The 18,194-nt window shown below is 25.8% G+C and carries 15 protein-coding genes and 1 pseudogene; 3 read left to right on the top strand and 13 right to left on the bottom strand.

The window, feature by feature from the left end; genetic code table 11:
- Positions 1-14: 14 nt before the first annotated feature.
- From BOBLI757_RS01815 to prfA, 11 genes and pseudogenes are all read right to left on the bottom strand, one after another.
- On the bottom strand, positions 15-398 hold the full coding sequence (locus tag BOBLI757_RS01815; protein WP_046304976.1) for an iron-sulfur cluster assembly accessory protein: 384 nt from the start codon (positions 396-398) through the stop codon (positions 15-17).
- A 359-nt stretch (positions 399-757) separates the two neighbouring features.
- Complete coding sequence (locus BOBLI757_RS01810; protein ID WP_046304974.1) at positions 758-1,771, bottom strand: lipoate--protein ligase; 1,014 nt, start codon at positions 1,769-1,771, stop codon at positions 758-760.
- A gap of 108 nt (positions 1,772-1,879) precedes the next feature.
- Complete coding sequence (gene pheT / locus BOBLI757_RS01805) at positions 1,880-4,270, bottom strand: phenylalanine--tRNA ligase subunit beta (RefSeq protein WP_046304972.1); 2,391 nt, start codon at positions 4,268-4,270, stop codon at positions 1,880-1,882.
- A 24-nt stretch (positions 4,271-4,294) separates the two neighbouring features.
- Complete coding sequence (gene pheS / locus BOBLI757_RS01800; protein ID WP_046304970.1) at positions 4,295-5,281, bottom strand: phenylalanine--tRNA ligase subunit alpha; 987 nt, start codon at positions 5,279-5,281, stop codon at positions 4,295-4,297.
- Between the two features lie 233 nt (positions 5,282-5,514).
- Positions 5,515-5,874 carry a 50S ribosomal protein L20 gene (rplT, locus tag BOBLI757_RS01795; protein WP_046304968.1) on the bottom strand — a complete coding sequence of 120 codons (360 nt, stop codon included), beginning with the start codon at positions 5,872-5,874 and terminating at the stop codon, positions 5,515-5,517.
- A gap of 58 nt (positions 5,875-5,932) precedes the next feature.
- Complete coding sequence (gene rpmI, locus BOBLI757_RS01790) at positions 5,933-6,130, bottom strand: 50S ribosomal protein L35 (protein ID WP_046304966.1); 198 nt, start codon at positions 6,128-6,130, stop codon at positions 5,933-5,935.
- 106 nt (positions 6,131-6,236) lie between these two features.
- The gene (gene infC, locus BOBLI757_RS03250) at positions 6,237-6,773 is read right to left on the bottom strand and encodes a translation initiation factor IF-3 (protein ID WP_071840891.1); all 537 of its coding nucleotides are present in this window, start codon (positions 6,771-6,773) and stop codon (positions 6,237-6,239) included.
- A pseudogene (gene thrS, locus BOBLI757_RS01780) lies at positions 6,746-7,981 on the bottom strand (threonine--tRNA ligase); the annotation flags it as partial. The pseudogene thrS and the gene infC, both read right to left, overlap by 28 nt.
- Positions 7,982-8,398: 417 nt before the next feature.
- Complete coding sequence (gene kdsA, locus BOBLI757_RS01775; protein ID WP_046304962.1) at positions 8,399-9,253, bottom strand: 3-deoxy-8-phosphooctulonate synthase; 855 nt, start codon at positions 9,251-9,253, stop codon at positions 8,399-8,401.
- Positions 9,254-9,654: 401 nt separating this feature from the next.
- Positions 9,655-10,488, bottom strand: a complete 834-nt coding sequence (prmC, locus tag BOBLI757_RS01770) for a peptide chain release factor N(5)-glutamine methyltransferase (protein ID WP_046304961.1) — start codon at positions 10,486-10,488, stop codon at positions 9,655-9,657.
- 12 nt (positions 10,489-10,500) lie between these two features.
- A complete protein-coding gene (gene prfA, locus BOBLI757_RS01765; protein ID WP_046304959.1) occupies positions 10,501-11,577 on the bottom strand; it encodes a peptide chain release factor 1 in 1,077 nt (358 codons plus the stop codon).
- A 481-nt stretch (positions 11,578-12,058) separates the two neighbouring features.
- On the opposite strand from prfA, the gene ispE reads away from it, so the two are divergent.
- The 3 genes from ispE (at position 12,059) to pth (ending at position 14,772) form a co-directional block, all read left to right on the top strand.
- A complete protein-coding gene (gene ispE, locus BOBLI757_RS01760; RefSeq protein WP_046304957.1) occupies positions 12,059-12,913 on the top strand; it encodes a 4-(cytidine 5'-diphospho)-2-C-methyl-D-erythritol kinase in 855 nt (284 codons plus the stop codon).
- A gap of 103 nt (positions 12,914-13,016) precedes the next feature.
- A complete protein-coding gene (locus BOBLI757_RS01755) occupies positions 13,017-13,970 on the top strand; it encodes a ribose-phosphate pyrophosphokinase (RefSeq protein WP_046304955.1) in 954 nt (317 codons plus the stop codon).
- A 232-nt stretch (positions 13,971-14,202) separates the two neighbouring features.
- Positions 14,203-14,772, top strand: coding sequence for an aminoacyl-tRNA hydrolase (pth, locus tag BOBLI757_RS01750; protein ID WP_046304953.1), 570 nt, complete (start codon positions 14,203-14,205; stop codon positions 14,770-14,772).
- A gap of 1,357 nt (positions 14,773-16,129) precedes the next feature.
- Here pth and BOBLI757_RS01745 read toward each other — a convergent pair.
- Together BOBLI757_RS01745 and pgl are read right to left on the bottom strand one after the other, a co-directional pair.
- Positions 16,130-16,840, bottom strand: a complete 711-nt coding sequence (locus tag BOBLI757_RS01745) for a Bax inhibitor-1/YccA family protein (RefSeq protein ID WP_046304952.1) — start codon at positions 16,838-16,840, stop codon at positions 16,130-16,132.
- A 285-nt stretch (positions 16,841-17,125) separates the two neighbouring features.
- A complete protein-coding gene (gene pgl, locus BOBLI757_RS01740; protein ID WP_046304950.1) occupies positions 17,126-18,118 on the bottom strand; it encodes a 6-phosphogluconolactonase in 993 nt (330 codons plus the stop codon).
- Between the last annotated feature and the right edge of the window lie 76 nt (positions 18,119-18,194).

Raw genomic sequence — 18,194 nt, 5'->3', positions numbered from 1 at the left:
AATTAGTTATCTCTTTAAACATTAAAACTGTGTCCACATCCACAAATAAATTGCACTTGAGGGTTATCAAATTTAAACATGTAGTTTAAACCTTCTTTAACATAATCTAATTGAGTACCATCAATAAATGGCATAGCTTTTAATGAAACGAATAATTTAGCTCCATTGTATTCATATACTAAATCTTTTTTATTTGATATAGTAGCCTTATCTACAATATAACCGAACCCTGCGCATCCATATTTTCTAATATCAATACGTAACCCCAGCATATCAATGTGTTGTTTCATTAAATATTTAATTTGTTTAATTGCGGCATTGCTAACATTTAATCCCTGCCAAGTATTTTTTTTTGGTAAAATTATTGAATTATTTTTTCTTGTTAAATTAATTGTCATTTAAATTCACCTATTTTACTTCACAAAATTTAATAAATAAAAAATTTTATATTTATATATAATTTCATTACTTAATTTTCATTAGATTGAAAATAATGTTTGCATAAAAATAACGCAAAATGTTTTAACATGATACAAAAATATAAATTAATTAAATTGTATTAAAATATCTATTACGTTAATAAAACGATTAAAATTTAAATTGATAACGGTTATTATAACATAATTTTCTAATAATAGCTGAACAATGTTTATTGTATTGTTGTATTATTAATAATTGAAAAATAAAATGTATGGTATTAAAATATAAATAGTAATTTAAATTACAATTAAATTAAGTTTTACAATCATTTTATTAATTAACATATACTATTAATTAGCCAATCTACTACATCCACTAAATTTTCATATTTAGGCCATGATAATAACCAGTGTTGACAGCAATATTTAATTTTTTGAATATTATACGGTGTTCCAATTAATTTTTGAGCTAATGCTTCTAAGGGATCGGGATATAAACTATCTGTAAAAATACGACTTCGAGTGATAATACCATGTTTAATGTCAAAATGTAATGTTACGCTACCCCAGGCGAAATAAGTATCTAAATGATGACTAAACATTGGAGCGGCACCAAAATTCCAATCCCAGCAACTTTGTTTTGTTAATTGTTGTAAAAAACCGGGTATTTTTAATATATTTTTTAAAGAAATAATTTCTGGATCAATTTGTTTTTTATAAAATTTACAAAAAGATTGTTGTAAAAAATAACATAATTGATTATGGTTAATATTTTTATTAAATTCAATTAAATTAGCAACACGAGAACGAACAGATGTAATACCTTTGCTTTTTAGTTTTTTTATATCAGGGTTCAAATAATATGCTAATTTATCCAGTTTAGTTTGTAATAATAAAGTTCCGTGATGCAATTTTCCATAAGAACTTTCGCGGTAAGCTGAACCACTTACCTTGCGTTCTCCTTCTGCAGTCTGTACAACTAAATCATTTCTTCCAGAGACTTTAATGTTGATATTAAAGTTCTTTAATCCATCAAGAATAATATGAGTAGATAGTTGATTATTATAATCAATTTGATTAGATATAAACGTAAAACATGTATTACCTAAATCATGAAATACAGCACCACCTCCACTGCTTCTTCTAGCTAGATAGACTTTATCTCGAGTTATACGACGCGTGTTACATTCTTTCCATGGATTTTGAGCTCTACCAATAACTACAGTATTATGATTACGCCATAAAAATAATATACTTTGGTTATTTTCTAATTGACGGAAAATACATTCTTCAATAGCTAAATTAAACCATGGATTATGAAAGTCAGATATTAATAATCGTAAAGATGTCATGTTTTTCCTTAAATATATAATTAAAATTGATTAACCATACTGCATCTATTATTTTAAATAAAATTATTGCTTTTTTTACTTTAAAGAATTCTTTTATTTTATATTTATTCATGTTTTTAAAGATGCTTGAAATTTTTTTCTTAATTTCTGTATACATTTTACAATAATTTCGTTAGTTTCTATTTCTGTCAATGTGTGATAATCATTGTATAGAAACAAACTAATAGTTAAACTTTTAAAACCTTTACTTATGTTATTTCCTCGATATACATCTAATAATTTTATATTAATTAATTCTTGTTTTAAAATTATTTTACATTCATTAATAACATCTCCTCCAGCAATTTCTTCTGCAACTATAATATTAATATCTCTACGATTAATAGGAAAACGAGTAACATTAAAAATTTTGGATACATTAGTTTTTGAAATTTTTTCCCAAAAAATTTCAAAAACTAATGTATGACTATTTAAATTTAATTGCTTTTCTAGTATAGGATGTATCAAACCTAAAAATCCAATACATTCATTCTTAAGATATATTCCTGCACTTTGTCCTGGATGTAATGCTGTATTAGTCGTTACTTTAAATTCTATCTTATTTATTTTATTAGTCATATTTAATATTGCTTCAACATCACCTTTTATATCATAGAAATCCATGAAATAATGATTTTTATGATCCCAATATTCCTCATAACGCATTCCTGTAATAATTCCAGATAACATAAAATGTTGACCAATTTTCCATGGTTCATTTTTATCTGAAAAAAACACCATACCACTTTCAAACAATTTCATTCTTTGTTGCTGACGGTTTTGATTATAAATAATTGTGCTTATTAAACTACTCCATAATGATAAACGCATGACAGACATTTCTATTGAAGTAGGATTGGCAATTTTTAATGATTTTTTTTGTGGAAATAATAAATTTTGAATTATTGGATTTACAAAACTATATGTAATAACTTCTTGATAACCACGATCCACAAGAAGGTTTTTAATTCTTAATAATGAAAATTGTTTTTTATTGATATTAATAGTTTTTAAAGTACTATATATTGAACTCATAGGTAATTTATCATAACCATATATTCTTATTATTTCTTCTATTAGATCTTCTTCTAATTTAAGATCATAGCGCCAATAAGGAATTGATATTCTCCAATCTTTAGTAATTTGTGTTACTTTGCAACCAATTCTTGTTAAAATGTTATTTATTTCGTCATTTGAAATAAAATGACCTATTAACTTATTTAATTTACTTTTATGTAAAATAATCATGTTTAATTTAGGTAACATATTTAAATTCGTGACATTCAATATTGGGCCTGGATAAGCTCCACAAATCTTAACTAAAAAAAATGTAATACGTTCCATAACTTTTTTAGTTAATGTAGGGTCGATGCCTCGCTCATAACGATATGACAAGGCATTAGATAAACCATATCTTTTTGCTTTACCTATAAGAATAGATGAAGAAAAAAACGCACATTCTAATAGAATAGAACAAGTTGATTTATCAACAATTGAATTTGTTCCATTTACAATACCAGCTATAGCTAATGGTTGTTTTTGATCTGCAATTACTAATGTATCTGTTTGAATATTTATTTTTGTGTTATTCAATAGTTGTAATGATTCTCCTTGTTTTGCTAAACGCACAAAAACACTGCCAGAAATTTTATTTAGATCAAAAGCATTGATTGGATAACCTAATTCTAAACTAACATAATTTATTATGTCCATTATTGGATTAATAAAACATATTCCACTACGCCTTAATCTTTCTTTCATCCATAATGGTATAGATATAGTATTATCGATATTTTTTATTATTCTACCTAAATAACAAGGACATGCATTAGGTTCAGAAACATGAATAGGTAATATATCATTAATAATTGGTTGTATAGAGTGAATTTGTGGTTTTTGTAACAATAATTTATTAATTATTGTTATATCACGAGCAATTCCAAGTAACCCCAAACAATCTCCTCTATTAAAAGGAATGCTTATATCAATAACATTATCATCAAATTTTAAATAATCTCTAAAATCTAATCCTATAGGTGCATCGTCAGGCAATATAATAATATCAGAACCAGAATTAAGTATACCTAGTTCTTTAAAAGAACATAACATACCTTCTGATCTGTATCCATGTACTTCAATAGTTTTTATTTTTTTTTTACCAGTTATAGTTGCACCCGATTTGGCTACTACAACTTTTAAATGTGTAGTGCAATTAGTTGCACTACACACAATATTTAATGGATTGTCATCACCAATATTTACTTTTATTATCCATAAATCATTATAAATAAAATGTTGTCTACATGCTATTATATTTCCAATAATTACTCCATCAAAATAATTCGCAGCAGGATGCAATGAATTTACTTTTAATCCGGACATAGTCAAGGATTCAGTTAATTCCTTAATATTCAGGTCCGAACCAATCCATTCTCGTAACCAGGATTCACTAACCTTCACAATAATAACTCTTATTATTAAGATTTATTTAAACTGTTGTAAAAAACGTAAATCATTTTTAAAAAATACACGTAAATCTGTTATTCCATAATTTAACATTGCTAATCGTTCTATACCTATACCAAAAGCAAATCCTGAAAATCTTTCTAAATTAATACCAACATTACGTAATACATTAGGATGTACCATACCACAACCTAAAATTTCTAACCATACACCCTGTTTTTCCTCCATAATATCAATTTCTGCGGATGGCTCTGTAAATGGAAAATAAGATGGCCGAAAACGAATTTTTATATTTTTATTAAAAAAATCATGCAAAAAATCATATAATATTCCTTTTAAATTAGAAAAAGTAATATTTACATCAATCATTAACCCTTCTATTTGATGAAACATCGGGGTATGTTGTTTGTCGTAATCATTACGATAAACGCGGCCACATTCAATAATACGAATTGGGGGTTGTTGTGATTTCATAGTACGAATTTGTATGCTAGAAGTTTGAGTTCGTAACAGTCTGTGTGAGTCTAACCAAAAAGTGTCATGATCCGTACGAGTTGGATGATGTATAGGGATATTTAAAGCATCAAAATTATGATAATTATCTTCAATTTCTAACCCATATACTGTGTTAAAACCCAATTTTTTAAAAAAATTTTTGATTTTAATTATAGCAAGTGTTATTGGATGTAATCTACCATTATCTATTTTTCGACCAGGCAAAGATATATCTATTTTATTTTTTAAAATTTCTTCATTAATTAATTTTAGTTCTAATATATTTGTACGTTCATAAATTAATTTTTGTATTAGTTGTTTAGCTTGGTTAATACATTTACCTCTTTTTATTCGTTCTTCATATGTCAAACTGCATAACATTGCTATTTGTTGCTTTATATATCCTTTTTTACCCAAAAAAGCTACTTTTATTAGTTCTAGTGCACGTAAATCCTGAGATTGTTCTATATATTTTTTAGCTTGTGTAATTAAATTTGAAATATTTAACATTTTTTATTTACCAGTTTATTTCGATTAAAATATATAGTTGAGATGCAAAGAAAGTTCCAATATTTTATAATTATTAATTATACAATATCAATATAAATTTAATTTTATCGGTATAAATAAATAAAAATATTTTTTTATAACCAATGTAATATATATAAATATCAATATATGTATAGAAAATAAATATATATAAATTATTTTTACATTTTAATAAATTTTTTTATAAATATTATTCACATAATTTCATTTTTTTTTGATAAATTTACTAAATTTGCAAAAGTTTTTTTATCCAAAATCGCAATATTTGCAAGAATCTTGCGATTTAATCCTATAGATGATTGTTTTAATTTGTTAATTAATTTACTATAAGAAATGCCATGCAATCTGGCTGCAGCATTAATTCGAGTAATCCACAGCCTACGAAATTGTCTTTTTTTTTGACGTCGATCACGATAAGAATATTGATTTGCTTTTATGACTGCTTGAAAAGCAGTACGGTATGTACGTGAACGAGCGCCATAATAACTTGTTGCTTGTTTTATTATTTTTTTATGACGCATTCGTGAAACAACGCTATTTTTACTACGTGTCATTATGTCTCCTGGATGATGATGCAAGCAATTACATATTTTAATGATGTATTGTATTAAATTAAAAATATGGTAAAAATTTTTTTATACGCACTAAGTGATTTGTAGCAATTATGGATTTATGACGTAAATGACGTTTTCTTTTGCTAGACTTTTTAGTTAAAATGTGACGTAAATTGGCATGTTTATACTTAAATGTACCAGAAGATGTTTTTTTGAATCTTTTTTTAACGCTATTGATTGTTTTTATTTTAAACATGTATTACTAATCTCTATAATAACATTCTATATTTTTATAAAAAATATTTTTGTAAAAAAATAAAACATTGAGTAAATTATATATACTTACTTTTGATATTAAATTGTTATTTTTTTGGTGCTAAAATCATAACTAACTGTTTACCTTCAAGTTTGTTAGGAAAATATTCCACTATTGAAATTTGTTCTAAATCTTTACGCACACGATTTAATACTTTCGTACCTATTTGTTGATGCACTATTTCTCCGCCACGAAATCTTAATGTTATTTTTATTTTATCACCATCTTTAAGAAAACGAACTGAGTTACGTAATTTTACTTGATAATCAGCTTCTTCAGTATTGGGTCTAAATTTTATTTCTTTAATTTGAATTGTTTTTTGTTTCTTTTTTTGTTCTTTTGAAGATTTGTTTTTTTCATAAAGAAATTTACCGTAATTCATTATACGACATACAGGAGGTAAAGCATTTGAGCTAATTTCAACTAAATCAGCTCCTGATGCTTCAGCTTGTGCAAGTGCTTCACGTAAACTAACAATACCAACTTGTTTACCATTTATATCAGTTAATCGTACTTCAACTGCATGAATATTTTGATTAACACGATTAGAACGTGTTAAATAATTTTTTTTTCCACCTTTAATACGTTGTTCTCCAGTTGATTAAGACCATAATTTTTAATTTCATATAGTATCTTTTTTATAAAGATATTAATGTCATAATGACCTAAAGTTTTGCCACGGAAAGTACGCACAGCAACTTTATTCATATTTATTTCTTTGTTACCACATACCAACATATACGGTATACGATGTAAAGTATGTTCTCGAATTTTAAAGCCTATTTTTTTATTTCTTAAATCTAATTTTATTCTAATATTATGTTGAGATAATTTTTGTGCTAATTTTAAAATATAATCAGTTTGATCAGAAGTAATGTTCATTAAGACCACTTGTATTGGAGCTAACCAAGTTGGGTAGAAACCTGAAAATTCTTCTGTTAAAATACCGATAAACCTTTCTATTGAGCCAAGAATAGCTCTATGAATCATTATTGGTGCAATTCGTTCGTTTTTTTTATTAATGTAAAAAGCATTCAGGCGATGTGGAAGAGAAAAATCTAATTGTACCGTACCACATTGCCAAGTGCGATCTAAACAATCAAGTAAAGAAAATTCGATTTTGGGGCCATAAAATGCTCCTTCAAATTTTTGATATGTAAATGATACTCCAATTTCAGTTAAAATACTAGATAAATCATGCTCTGCTACATCCCATAATGTATCATTGCCAATACGTTTTTCTGGGCGAGTAGAAAGTTTAACAATAATTTTATTAAATCCAAATGTAGCATATATATCATATGTCATTTTTATGCAATTTTTTATTTCTTCACGTACTTGAGATATAGTGCAAAAAATATGAGCATCGTCTTGAAGGAAACTCCGCACTCTCATTAATCCATGTAAAGACCCGGAAGGTTCGTTACGATGACAATTACCGAATTCTGCCATACGTATTGGTAAATCTTTATAGGATTTTAAAGATTGGTTAAAAATTTGTATATGCCCAGGACAATTCATTGGTTTAATACAATAATCACGATTTTCTGAAACTGTAGAAAATATATGTTCTGCATAATTTTCCCAATGTCCGGTTTTGTCCCATAATACACGATCCATCATTATAGGACTTTTTACTTCTTGATATTGATAAACTTTCAACTTTGTACGTATAAATTTTTTTAATTCATGCAAAATTATCCAACCATTATTATGCCAGAATACCATCCCAGGAGCTTCTTCTTGCATATGATACAAATCTAGTTGTTTTCCAAGTTTACGATGGTCACGTGCATCCATATATTTAAATATTAAATATAGTGTATATTTAGTTAATTATATTAATTTTTATTCTATGTATATAAACAATTTTAATCGTACTCTACCGTTTTCATTATAACATAATAAATATTTATAATTAAAATAATCTAAAAAATATATCTTTGTATTAACAAAGAAAAAACATCTAATTTTTTTTATCAAAGTTCAGGTGAAAAAATTTTATTAGTAAATGATATATTAATATTTAATTTATTTTCTGATATTTTATATATAAAACATTCTTATGTATCGTTTGTTATTTAAAACATTGATATATGTAATCAATTTTTAATATAGTTACTTTAACAAAAAGTTAATATATTGTACTTTACAATGCACAATAAATTTGAATTATAATAAAAAATATAATAAATATTTTACGGAATATCATTCTATATTTAAATTTGAAAATGATTTTACTAAATCGTCAACAGCTTTAATTTGATTTAAAAACTGTTCTAATTTATGCAATGGTAGTGCTGATGCACCATCACACTTAGCGTAATCTGGATTAGGATGAGCTTCAACGAACAAACCAGCAATACCTATTGCTATACCAGCTCGAGATAACTCACCTATTTGTTCTCGTCTTCCTCCAGAAATAGAAACTAATGAATGATCTCTTATTTGTAATGAATGAGTAACATCCAATATAATGGGACATCCTCCTGAAACTGTGTGCATCACTTTAAATCCTAAAAAATCTACTATTAAATTATCATATCCGAAAACACTGCCTCTATCACATAAAATAATTCGATTGTTTCCAAATATACGAAATTTATTTACAATATTAATTATTTGTCCGGGACTAATAAACTGTGGTTTTTTTATATTTATTACTAAATTGGTTTTTGCCATCGCAAAAATGAGATCCGTTTGTCGCGCTAAAAATGCTGGCAGTTGAATAACATCAACTACTTTGGATACAATTTTTGCTTGATAAGGTTCATGTATATCAGTTAGAATCTTTACTTTAAAAGTTTCCTTGATTTCCTGAAATATTTTTAATCCTTGTTCTAAACCAGGACCTCTGTATGAATAGCATGACGAACGATTTGCTTTATCAAAAGAAGCCTTAAATACATAAGGTATTCCTAATTTTTGTGTTGTTTTTACATAATGTTCACACACGGTCATAGCTAAATCACGCGACTCCAGAACATTCATTCCCCCAAATAATACAAATGGTAAATTGTTGTTCACATTAATATTACCAATATTTACCGTTATTCCTTTCATATTATACCTATATTTTTATGTAATTTTGCACAACCTTAATAAACTTGTTATTACAAAAAATATTTTAACTTTATGTAATATATCATTAACATTTTTTTTATATACAAACAATTTATCATTTTAATGATGTTTATTTAAAATATTTTTAAATATTGATATTATCAGTTTCAATAAAAGTATTTTTTAAGATCATAATAACTATCTATTGTTAGTTTGATATACACAATAAATTTTAAACATTACATTTTTTTTATATTTTAAGTTGTTATATTTAAATAAATTTACAATAAAAATTTAAACTTAAATCATAACTTTGTTATTTTAATAAAGATTATTTTATTTAAAATATCAAATTTTATGTTTATATGATTAGCTATAATCAAGATATTATTAATGTTATGTTAATAACACCATTGTCCACAAGTTGCTCTTTCGTTTTTGTTGTAATCTCGCAATGTAACAATTTTTTTAAAACCAGAATTTTTAAATAAAACACGTACACACCGTCCTTGTTTCCAACCATGTTCTACAATTAACCATCCTCCATGCAATAAATGTTTAGGTGAATATTTTATAATGATATTTAAATCTGCTAATCCTTGATTTGCTGAAATTAAAGATTGTTTAGATTCGAATTTTAAATTTGCACATAGTAAATGTGAATCTTGAATATCAAGATAAGGTGGATTACTTACTATTACGTTGTAATAATTATTGTGCAATAAATTAAACCAATTTCCATATAAAAATAGTATATTATTTAAGTTTAAATGGACAGCATTAGCACAAGCAAGTTTTATAGCTTGCATTTGACAATCTACAGCAGTTATATCCCATTCTGGATGTTCTGAAGCTATTGCTAACGCAATAGCTCCAGAACCAGTGCCTAAATCTAACACTTTTATATTGGGCGTTGTAAATAAATTTAATACTTGTTCTACAAGACATTCTGTGTCAGAACGGGGAATAAAAATATCATAATATACTTGAATATTTAAAGACCAAAATTCTTGCATTCCTATCAAATAAGCTATGGGTTCACCTTGTTTTCTTCGATACAGTAGTTTAAGAAGATTATATTTTTCTATTTCATTCAACACAGTGTCATCAAATGCTAAAATATAAGTACGTGATTTATTAAGTATTTTACTTAAAATAATTTCTGCATCAAGTCGTGGGCTAGTAGAACAATACAATTGTGTTTGAGCCCATTCTAACCATTTTTTCCAAGTCATTATCATTAGTATTTATTTGGCTAATAGGGTTAATTGATCAGTTTTATATTCTTGCATAATAGGTTCAATTAATATATCTAAATTACCTTCTATAATTTCATTTAATCGATATAAAGTTAAATTGATTCGGTGATCTGTTACTCGTCCTTGTTGAAAATTATACGTTCGTATTCTATCAGATCGATCGCCTGTACCTAATAAAAGACGTCTAGTCGAAGTTTCTTTTTTCTGTCGTTGTTGTACTTTAAAATTATATAAACGAGAACCTAATACAGCTAATGCTTTGGCTTTATTTTTATGTTGTGATCGCTCATCTTGACATTCAACTACAATTCCAGTGGGTATATGAGTTATACGAATTGCAGAATCTGTAGTATTAACATGTTGTCCTCCAGCTCCTGAAGAACGAAAAGTATCAATTCTTAATTCGTTAAAATCAATAATTGGTAACTCCAAAACCGGTATTTCTGGTATTACAGCTATAGTACAAGTAGATGTATGGATTCTACCTTGAGATTCGGTATGTGGTATTCTTTGTACACGATGACCTCCAGATTCAAATTTTAGCCGACCATACGCTCCTTCATTAGGAATTTTAGTAATTATTTCTTTGTATCCACCATACTCACTGACATTAATATTAATAATTTCTGTTTCCCAATTTTTTGTTTCAGCATAACGAGTATACATTCTAAATAATTTGCCTGCAAATAATGCAGCTTCATTACCACCAGTTCCAGCTCTTATTTCAACAAAACAACCTCTCTTATCATCAGAGTTTGTAGGAAATAATAATATTTGTAATTCTTGTTCAAGTTTACTTTGATTAATTTTTATTTTTTTTATTTCTTCTTGTACTATTTGATTTATTTCTGGATCATTAAGCATTTGTTCTGTATTATACATTTCTTTTTTTGTTAACATCCAACGCTCAAAACAAGCAACTATATTGTTTAATTGTACATATTCTTTAGATAAAGCACGAAATTGTGCTTTATTAGACATAATATTCTTATCACTAAGTAATATTTCTATTTCTTTAAAACGAGTTTGCAATTTTTTTAGTTTATTAATTATAGAAAGCTTCATAATAATATAAATTATCAATAAAATATATTTATTAATTATTTTATTAAAATATATTTTTATACTATTTTATCTTATAATATTTTTAATAACTACATATTTAGCATGAATTTTTGCATAGTTCATTTTTACAATAAAACTTTGTAATATGTATAGATTCATATAGAATTTATATTCTATTGTATAATCATTTCGTAATTCTTTTGTTTTTTTATTACAATAAACAACAAGTATCTTTTAAAGAAAATTGTGTTTTTATAGGTTTTATGATATTAAAATATATAATTAATCACTTATTATTAAGATATTGAATTTTGTTACATAATAATAGCATGATTATTTTAATAACATTATTTTTTGTATTATAAAAACACAATGTAAAAATTTTGGACTTAAAACAATATTACAAGACTAACATAATATTAATTATATCAGTTCATGTAAATAAATTAAAAAATAAATAATCTTTAATTAAAATTTTGATATGATTATTCACTGGCCTTCACCAGCTAAATTAAATTTGTTTTTGCATATTATTCGACGTCGTTCAGATGGTTACCATGTATTACAAACTTTATTCCACTTCCTTAATTACGGCGATACTATAAAAATTATTCCAACTTCTGATGGTAAAATATGTTTATTTAATTCAATTATCCAAATACAAAATAAACATAATTTAATTATACGTGCAGCAAAGCTATTACAGTTTTATTGTTGGCCTAAAGGTAATGCTCCTGGAGCGAATATTTATTTATATAAAATATTACCAATTGGTAGTGGTTTAGGAGGCGGTTCATCTAATGCTGCCACAGTACTTGTAGCACTTAATCAACAATGGAGAACTAAATTAAGTTTAAAAATATTGGCTAAATTAGGTTTAATGTTAGGAACTGATATACCTGCTTTTATATATGGCAAAACATCTATTGTTGAAGGTATTGGTAATATATTGACACCCATTAATTATCCAAAAAAATGGTATTTAATTTTAATGATACCAATTAATATTTCTACGAAATTAATTTTTAGTATTTTTAAATTAAAACACAACAAAACTAAACATTCTATTATACAATTATTAAATCAACCATTTTATAATGAGTTTGAACCTTTAGTAAAAAAAATGTTCCCTATAATTGAACAACACCTTATATGGTTATCTCAATATACTTTATCAAGATTAACAGGTACTGGATCTTGTATATTTGCGGAATTTCAAGACAAATCATCTGCTATTAAAGTTCAAAAATTGCTTCCTATGCAAACACGAAGTATTATATCTGAAGGAACAAATATTTCTCCGTTACATCAGAGATTATCGCAATATAATAAATAATTGATTATAATGTTTATTAAATAAACTTTCATAATATTTTATTTTTATAACATACTTTATACTATAATATTTATCACAAATATTATAGGTCATTTATCTAGATATGAAACTTTTTGCAGGTAATGCCACACCAGATTTAGCTAAATTAATTGCTAATAATTTATGTATTAATTTAAGTGACGCATCTGTTGGCCGTTTTAGTGATGGAGAGGTTAATGTACAAATTAACGAAAATGTACGTGGTGGAGATATCTTTATTATTCAATCTACATGTGCTCCAACAAATGATAATTTAATGGAACTTGTTGTTATGGTGGATGCATTAAGACGAGCATCAGCAGGTCGTATTACTGCTGTTATTCCATATTTTGGTTATGCTAGACAAGATCGTAGAGTTCGTTCTGCAAGAGTTCCGATTACTTCTAGAGTAGTAGCGGACCTTCTTTCTAATGTAGGTGTTGATCGTATTTTAACAGTTGATTTACATGCAGAACAAATACAAGGATTCTTTGATGTACCAGTAGACAATGTTTTTGGTAGCTCTGTACTTTTAGAAGATATGATACAACAAAATTTAAAAAATCCTATTGTAGTATCTCCAGATATTGGAGGAGTAATAAGAGCACGTGCTATTGCTAAATTATTTAATGATATCGACATGGCTATTATAGATAAAAGACGACCACGTATCAACGTGTCACAAGTTTTAAATGTTATTGGTGACGTTACAAATCGTGATTGTATACTAGTAGATGATATGATTGATACCGGAAGTACTTTATGTAAAGCAACTGAAGCTCTTAAAGCAAGAGGGGCTGAAAGAGTATTTGCTTATGCAACTCATCCTATTTTTTCCGGAAATGCTTATAAAAATATTAAACGATCAATCATTGATCAAATAATTGTTTGTGATTCCATTCCATTAAATTTTAATATTAGGATATTATCTAACGTACGTGTTTTAACTTTATCAAAAATGTTAGCGGAAACTATAAGACGAATTAGTAATGAAGAATCAATTTCTGCCATGTTTGAGCATAACTTGAATAATTATTAAAAGTGTTCATATATAATAAGTATTGCTATATCACATTTTATATTATTTTTAATAAATTAAGTTATGAATTTATTTTAAAAAATGCTAATTAAAATACCTATGTAATAGGTAATATGTAAACATAAATTTTATAAAAAATAATAAATTATTTAATTTATATTTTTATTTTGTTCATTTTTTTATAAAAATAATTCATTTAACTATATATTTAATATTTAAAAAAATAAAAAATATGTCAATAAAACTTATCGTTGGTCTTGGTAATTACGAATTAAAATATAAAAATACCCGTCATAATATTGGAATATGGTACATTAATTTATTAACCATACATCATAATGTAACTTTAAAAAAAGAAAAAAATTTACATGGTTTTATTGGTCAATTAAAAATTGGTAATAATATAGTTCATTTACTAATACCAAATACTTACATGAACTTCAGTGGTAATTCTGTTGTAGCAGTTTCTAATTTTTATAAATTAGCTCCCGAAGAAATTTTAATCGTACATGATGAACTTGATTTATTGCCAGGTAGTACAAGAATAAAATTTGGTGGAGGACATGCTGGACATAATGGTATAAAAAACATTATACATAAACTAAATGATAATCTATTTTATAGATTACGAATTGGTATTGGACGACCTAAATATAAAAGAGAAATAATTAATTTTGTTCTTAATAGTCCATCTTATCATGAAAGAACAACAATCAATAATACACTTAATAAAGCCGTATTGTGCATAAAAGATATAGTTGAGAAAAAATTTGTTGAAGCAATTAATTATTTACGTTCTTAACTCTTTAAATAAATTATATAAAACATATATATAAACAATTCAATTATTGTTTATCACAGAAAATTATTGATTAATTAAATATGAACTATTTATATACTATTTATATAGCAAGTATTATTGGTTGTACCCAATGTAGTTAAATTGATTGTATTTAATTTATTAACTAATAAGAATATTAAAGCAGATAATTTTCTGTTTTTACTATCAAACTTAACATTATTGTTATAATGATGACCATGGATGCTCATTTTAATGCATTAGCTAAAGTTATAACTCCGCACTCAATAATTTTTGCTGAAATAAAATTTATGAATATATAGCAGGTTGGTTTAAAGGTTGTTCCATAAGAAAAGTTTGAGTAATAAATTACTTAATCATATTAAAAAAAGCAATACAACAAAACATATTATACATTCTTTTAATAATCGTTCTGTATCATATATTATATATAATGTAATAAATCCCTTAAAGGATCTTAACATCATTAATAATGAATTAATTTTAGCAAATATAACAATATGTAAAAGAAATCTTCATTATGCTAAGCAATTTATAAGAACATAAAAACAACCTACAAAAATACTTATTTATATTTATCAGTAACATCGAAATGTTTTATAAAGTTAAGTAATAATTATGTATTACTCATATTACACATGCTAATAAGGAAGAAAATAATATTGTCAGTATTTTTAAATTTTTAATTTTAAAACCAAGTCTTTATTGTATTGATTTTAAAGAAACACAATATTTAAAGATTATTATATCAATAAAAATACAGAACATTGCTGATAGAAATAATGTAACAAAAATTTCATTTTTGCGTAATAACAGAAATAAAAAATAAAAAACAACAAAATACTAAAAACTAATTAAAGAAAGGTGTAAATTTAATAATTTACAAACTTTTTATTGTTGACAATAAAAAGAAGTAAAATTTTTGGATCATGACCACAAACTGCTAAAAAATACATAATTTCTTTTAAAGAAAGAAAGTTTATTATAGAACATAAATTATAAGATGCAATAACTGTCTATTTCTACCTTACCTTATAAAAGGGTCAAAAAAAAGAGCACGACATCATCATTTGATAGGTAAAAATACCAAACATAAAAAACAGAGACATAATCAAATTTATTCATGCGTAAATAAACATTACATTACATCATAACAAAACAATTAGTACTACAATACAAAAGAAAATAACATCATTCATCGCTAATCAAACTTTTTTTTCCTTCACTCTACTAAAAAACAAAATGAATTTAAATTTGGTTCACAATAATAAATTTATTCTTACTACTCCTCTTAGTTTCTCATCTTCATTCATCATCATTATTTATTTTTATTTTTCTATTAACGTTTCGTATTAAAAATCCTCAACATCATTAAAAACAGATTAATAAAATCAAGATATAAAGTCAAAGCACCTATAATGGAATAGGTACGAAATTTTTCTTGATCTGTTATAGACAATGAAGCGCCCATGGATTTTAATTTCTGGGTATCATATGCTGTTAATCCTACAAACACAATAACACCAATATAAGTTATAAACCACATTAAAAATGTACTATTCATCCATAAATTTACCACTGATGCTAATACAAGACCGATAACTGCCATAAACAACAAATTACCAAAACTACTTAAATCACGTTTAGTAGTATAACCATACAATGTCATGCCACCAAACATACCAGCAGAAATTAAAAAAGTACTCGCAATTGAAGCTGCGGTATAAACAATAAAAATACTAGATAATGTTAAACCAGTCAATACTGAATAAAACATAAACAACGTAGTTGCCATAGATCCACTAAGTCTAGTAACTATCCCTGACAAAATAAATACCAATGCTAACTGAAGAACAATCAAACTAAAAAAAACTATTTGATTAGAAAAAATTAATTGTAATACAGATGGAGTAATCGAGGCGTACCAAGCTACAAAACCTGTCAGTAATAAACCACAAGTCATCCAACCATACACCTGTGCTATAAACGGTTGTACCACACCTTTGATGCGATCCTCAAAGGCACCTTGAAAACGAGGGAATCGATCCATAAAATTTACCTTCTAAACAGTTAAAATTAACGAAAACACAAACCTTGTTAAAATAATAAATACTAATTTAAAACAACACATACAATAAATTTTTTAAATAGGCCATCGTATCATAAAAAGATAACCAAATTCAAGAATATTTTATAAAATATTTTAAATTTATAAAGACAAAAATTTAAAAAAATAATTCTAGTCGTAAAAATTTTAACTACAACAACAAAAATAAACCATTAATAAAAATAAATACATCATTATAGAATACAAATTATATTAATAAATCATTTATTAAAGTATAGTGACCCAAGCTGGCCCGATACCTACGCAATATCTAGATAATAATTTTAAACTTCCATTATAACTATTAATTGTATATACTGCGATGCTATTTGATTTTTGTCCAGCAACTATTAAATAACGTCCCATATGATCTATAGCAAAACTTCTTGGTTGTATTTCTGTTGTTTGATGTCCAATTAATCGTAACGTTCCGTTATTAAATATTTTAAAATAACTAATAGTATTAGACATGCGATCAGAACAATATAACCAATCACTATTAGGAGTAATATGAATATCAGAAGCCCAGCGCACGTTATTATGAAAATTAGGCATCATATCTAAAGTTTGAATAATCTTAGGACAATCATGATCATTGTGATCAATAACAGTCACAGTGCCATTAAGTTCATTGATAACATAAGCAAAATTATTTTTATTGTTAAATGCCATATGACGAGGGCCAGAATACTTTTTCATTTTTAATAAAGATTTAATATAAAGAATTGCCCTGCCTGTTACATTTACATCAATATTAAAAATATAAATGCAATCTTCTCCTAGACATGGAACCCATATTTTACGATGTCTTTTATCTATATTAACTGAATGACACTTAATTAATCCTGTTATTTTTTTTATAGGTAAATTAAATGTACCTTTAAGATTAAGAGGAATCATTGTCAAATCATTGTGATGATATGATGCACAAAATAAAATTTTTATATTATCATCAATAGATAAATAAGTTGGGCTGCCAGATAAAAGAATAGTATCTTGTTTATATAACATACCATATTCATTAATTAAATATCTTATTATACCAAAAATAGGACGCACCACACCTACATATAAAAATTTTTTATTAGAATGTACAACCATAGGTTGTACGCTGCCATAAGTATTTACTATTTGTAGTAATGTTAACAAACCATCTTTCTTCATGCACCATACGTAGATTTGTCGACTTACCGGAGTAGAAACATAAACAATTTGTGTCATTTTATTCCACAATAGTTATTGAATCATTCATTAATAATTTAGTAAATTATTTTTTAAAAAAAGTGTTATTTTCATG

This window comes from Blochmannia endosymbiont of Camponotus (Colobopsis) obliquus, from assembly GCF_000973545.1.
GTDB lineage: Bacteria > Pseudomonadota > Gammaproteobacteria > Enterobacterales > Enterobacteriaceae > Blochmanniella.
Note: the sequence above shows the minus strand (reverse complement) of the source record. Positions and strands in the feature narration are given on the sequence as shown.

What these genes read in the sequence shown, in the direction of transcription:
- BOBLI757_RS01815 (WP_046304976.1), bottom strand. Translation starts at nt 398, where the DNA reads ATGACAATTAATTTAACAAGAAAAAATAATTCAATAATTTTACCAAAA.
- BOBLI757_RS01810 (WP_046304974.1), bottom strand. Translation starts at nt 1,771, where the DNA reads ATGACATCTTTACGATTATTAATATCTGACTTTCATAATCCATGGTTT.
- pheS (WP_046304970.1), bottom strand. Translation starts at nt 5,281, where the DNA reads ATGTTAAATATTTCAAATTTAATTACACAAGCTAAAAAATATATAGAA.
- rplT (WP_046304968.1), bottom strand. Translation starts at nt 5,874, where the DNA reads ATGACACGTAGTAAAAATAGCGTTGTTTCACGAATGCGTCATAAAAAA.
- rpmI (WP_046304966.1), bottom strand. Translation starts at nt 6,130, where the DNA reads ATGTTTAAAATAAAAACAATCAATAGCGTTAAAAAAAGATTCAAAAAA.
- kdsA (WP_046304962.1), bottom strand. Translation starts at nt 9,253, where the DNA reads ATGAAAGGAATAACGGTAAATATTGGTAATATTAATGTGAACAACAAT.
- prmC (WP_046304961.1), bottom strand. Translation starts at nt 10,488, where the DNA reads ATGACTTGGAAAAAATGGTTAGAATGGGCTCAAACACAATTGTATTGT.
- prfA (WP_046304959.1), bottom strand. Translation starts at nt 11,577, where the DNA reads ATGAAGCTTTCTATAATTAATAAACTAAAAAAATTGCAAACTCGTTTT.
- ispE (WP_046304957.1), top strand. Translation starts at nt 12,059, where the DNA reads ATGATTATTCACTGGCCTTCACCAGCTAAATTAAATTTGTTTTTGCAT.
- BOBLI757_RS01755 (WP_046304955.1), top strand. Translation starts at nt 13,017, where the DNA reads ATGAAACTTTTTGCAGGTAATGCCACACCAGATTTAGCTAAATTAATT.
- pth (WP_046304953.1), top strand. Translation starts at nt 14,203, where the DNA reads ATGTCAATAAAACTTATCGTTGGTCTTGGTAATTACGAATTAAAATAT.
- BOBLI757_RS01745 (WP_046304952.1), bottom strand. Translation starts at nt 16,840, where the DNA reads ATGGATCGATTCCCTCGTTTTCAAGGTGCCTTTGAGGATCGCATCAAA.
- pgl (WP_046304950.1), bottom strand. Translation starts at nt 18,118, where the DNA reads ATGACACAAATTGTTTATGTTTCTACTCCGGTAAGTCGACAAATCTAC.